The sequence below is a fragment of the Streptomyces sp. SID14478 genome (genome assembly GCF_010548525.1).
Taxonomy (GTDB): Bacteria; Actinomycetota; Actinomycetes; order Streptomycetales; family Streptomycetaceae; genus Streptomyces.
Window position 1 is genome coordinate 1 of sequence record NZ_JAAGMG010001435.1, and the last position, 3322, is coordinate 3322.

The window sequence follows — 3322 nt, forward strand, 5'->3', positions numbered from 1 at the left end:
GTGGCGCCCGCCGCGGGCCGCGACAAGCGCTCGGTGCGGGTGCCCGTGCCGGCGACCGTCGAGTCGGCGGAGGGCGGCGAGCGGCAGCGCGGCTGGGAGCTGGCGCAGTGGGCCGTGGCCAACTCGTCCGCGTTGCACATCGAACGGGTCTCCTACGCGGGCCGCGAGTGGAGCGCCGGGGATTCGGGGAACGAGTGGCGCAGGACGTCGGCGAAGGGTCGCGCGGAAGCTGCCGCGGGCTCCTCGGCATCCGTCACCGAGGTCCGTATCGTCACCGGGCAGTAGTGCGGGAGATCACTCGATAGGGGCACGTGGATCATGCCGGATGGACGTCCGGCGGGTTTCTTCGGGCGGTGGGTGACCCATGCCGTCGTTCCCTTGTCCGCGAAGGGGCGTAAGGGTTTTTCAGCGGAACGCGACCGGCGAGGTTTGCCCGTTTTTATCCGCATCCGATTATGCGATGCATTGCAAACCCTTTACGTTGCCGACCCGCAACCTTCCCGGGCCTTGGGGCTGTTGTCACGGCGTCCGATCGCCGCACGGCAACCGGACGACAAACGTTCTCTCCCGTCTAAGGAGCATCATGTCCCTCCCCCTGACCCGCCGGATCGCCCGTGTCGCGCTGCTCGTCGCAGCGGGAGCGGCGCCCGTGGTCGGTGCGGCCGGCTCCGCGAGCGCTGCCGAACTCCCGGCCACGCCCGACCTGGGCGCCGTGACCGCCCTGGACGGTGCGAACCTGGGCAACACCGTCGACGGTGCGGCGCAGAACGTCAGCGGTCTCGCGGGCGACACCGGCAGCAAGGCCGTCAAGAAGGCCGTGCCGACGGCGGGCAAGGCAGTCGGCAAGAGCGCCAAGACCACCACCCCGGTCGCGCAGAAGGCCGCCGGCGACCTCGCGGGCGGCGCGGGCGACCTGGTCGGCGAGACGGCCGGGACGGCGACCCAGGGCGGTCTGCCGACGGACGCCGTGACCAAGGGCGGGCTGCCCACCGACTCCCTGCCGCTGAAGGGCCTGCCGGTCGGCTGAGCCTGCCGACGACCGTGCACGACGGGGCGCCCGGAGAGCTTCTGCAGCTCTCCGGGCGCCCCGTCGTCGTGGCGCGTGCGCCGGTCCTACGCCAGGCGGTCCACGGCCGCCCGGATGCGCTCGTCCGACGCCGTCAGCGCCACGCGGACGAACGTCCTGCCCGCCTCGCCGTAGAAGTCCCCCGGCGCGACCAGGATGCCGAGCCGCGCGAGATGGGCGACCGTGTCCCAGCAGGACTCGTCGCGGGTCGCCCACAGGTACAGGCTCGCCTCGCTGTGCTCGATGCGGAAGCCGTGCCGCAGCAGCGCCTCGCGGAGCAGTTCGCGGCGGGCCGCGTACCGGGCGCGCTGGTCGCGGACGTGCTGCTCGTCGCCGAGCGCCGCGACGACGGCCGCCTGCGTCGGGGCCGAGGTCATCATGCCGCCGTGCTTGCGGATCTGTAGCAGCGGGTCGAGCACCGCAGCGTCACCGGCGAGGAACGCCGCGCGGTAGCCCGCCAGGTTCGAGCGCTTGGACAGGGAGTGGACCGTGACCAGGCCGTCGTACGAGCCGCCGTTCACGTCCGGGTGCAGGATCGAGACCGGGTCGGCCTCCCAGCCCAGCTCGATGTAGCACTCGTCCGAGAAGACCAGGATGTCGTGCTCGCGGGCCCAGGCGACGATGCGGGTCAGGTCCTCCTTGGACAGGACCTTGCCCGTGGGGTTCGACGGGGAGTTGAGCCACAGCAGCCTGATGCCCGCGGGGTCGAGTTCCGTCGGGTCGTCGTACGTGACGTAGTCGGCGCGGGCCAGCCGGGCGCCCACCTCGTACGTCGGGTACGCGAGCCGCGGGTAGGCCACCTTGTCGCCGGGGCCGAGACCCAGCTGCGTCGGGAGCCAGGCCACGAGTTCCTTGGAGCCGACCACCGGCAGCACGTTGGCGTGCCCGAGGTCGCGGGCGCCGAGGCGGCGTGCGCACCAGGCCACGAGCGCGTCCCGCAGTTCGGGGGTGCCCCACACCGTCGGGTAGCCCGGCGAGTCGGCGGCGTCGATCAGCGCCTTCTGGATCAGCTCGGGCACCGGGTCGACGGGCGTGCCGACGGAGAGGTCGACGATGCCGTCCGGGTGCGCCGCGGCCGTCTTCTTGTACGGCTCCAGCTTGTCCCAGGGGAAGGTGGGGAGACGGTCAATGGGAGCGGGGACTGCGGACACCTGGTCGCTCACTTCTTTCGCAAGGTTTCACAAGGTTGTGGGGGACAAACGCCTCGGTCCCGCACGGCAGTTGAAGCCGTACGGGACCGGGGGCGTCTGTGCGTACCGCTGGCGCCGTTACTGGTTCTGCGGCGGCAGTGCGGCGATGAACGCGTGATCCTTCTCGATCAGGCCCATCTTCGAGGCACCACCGGGCGAACCGAGCTCGTCGAAGAACTCGACGTTCGCCTTGTAGTAGTCCTTCCACTCCTCCGGAGTGTCGTCCTCGTAGAAGATCGCCTCGACCGGGCAGACCGGCTCACAGGCACCGCAGTCGACGCATTCGTCCGGGTGGATGTACAAGGACCGGGAGCCCTCGTAGATGCAGTCGACCGGACACTCCTCGATGCACGCCTTGTCCTTGACGTCTACACAAGGCTGCGCGATGACGTAGGTCACGCTGTCGTTCCTCCTCGATAGGGCGCTGGCGGGCCTCCGCAGGCTCCGCCGCCTGGCGCGCGGGAGCGCGGCGTCGTCGATGCCCGCACCTAGTATCTCCGTTCCCGGGCATGATCCGAACAGGAGGGGTGGACCGAGCGGTGGAATTCACTACGGGCGGACGGCTCGAAGTACGCATCAGCGCCGCTGACGTGGGAAAACGCGTCTCTGTGCGACGGGTGAGCAAGAACGGGGCCGCGGGTCGCGAGTTCACCGACACCGTCGGAGTTCTCACATCGTGGAACGACGGTGTGCTGCTCATCACACGACGGACCGGTGAGCGGGTCCCCGTCGACGCCTCCACGCTGGTCGCGGGGAAGGTCGTGCCCGCCGAACCGGCACGGCGCCGGGGCCCCTCCGCCACGTACCCGGAACTGGCGCGCGTCTCCTCCCGCGCCTGGCAACCGCTGGAGAGCGAGCGGCTCGGCGAGTGGGAACTGCGCGCCGCCGAGGGCTTCACGCGGCGGGCCAACTCCGTGCTGCCCGTGGGCGACCCGGGCGTGCCGCTCGACGAGGCGCTGCGCCGCGCACAGGAGTGGTACGCCGCCCGCGGGCTGCCCGCGTACGCGCAGACGGCGACCGGGGCCGAGGGCACGCAGGAGCTGCTGTGCGCCGAGCTGGAGGCGCG

3 protein-coding genes and 2 pseudogenes are annotated in these 3322 nt (G+C 71.1%); 3 read left to right on the forward strand and 2 right to left on the reverse strand.

Features of this window, described 5'->3' with window-relative positions; all coding sequences use genetic code 11:
• Both G3I40_RS45180 and G3I40_RS45185 read left to right on the forward strand, forming a co-directional pair.
• Positions 1 to 285 (forward strand): annotated as a pseudogene (locus tag G3I40_RS45180) (heavy metal transporter); the annotation flags it as partial.
• Between the two features lie 298 nt (positions 286 to 583).
• Entirely contained in the window at positions 584 to 1027 is a 444-nt protein-coding gene (locus tag G3I40_RS45185; RefSeq protein WP_164560588.1) for an ATP-binding protein, read from the forward strand.
• Positions 1028 to 1113: 86 nt separating this feature from the next.
• Here G3I40_RS45185 and G3I40_RS45190 read toward each other — a convergent pair whose 3' ends face one another.
• Both G3I40_RS45190 and fdxA read right to left on the reverse strand, forming a co-directional pair.
• Positions 1114 to 2217 (reverse strand): bifunctional succinyldiaminopimelate transaminase/glutamate-prephenate aminotransferase, encoded by a 1104-nt coding sequence (locus G3I40_RS45190; RefSeq protein ID WP_164560589.1) that lies wholly within the window; start codon positions 2215 to 2217, stop codon positions 1114 to 1116.
• A 117-nt stretch (positions 2218 to 2334) separates the two neighbouring features.
• The gene (gene fdxA, locus G3I40_RS45195) at positions 2335 to 2655 is read right to left on the reverse strand and encodes a ferredoxin (protein ID WP_018532659.1); all 321 of its coding nucleotides are present in this window, start codon (positions 2653 to 2655) and stop codon (positions 2335 to 2337) included.
• Positions 2656 to 2795: 140 nt separating this feature from the next.
• Here fdxA and G3I40_RS45200 point away from each other — a divergent pair.
• Positions 2796 to 3322, forward strand: a pseudogene (locus G3I40_RS45200) (GNAT family N-acetyltransferase); the annotation flags it as partial.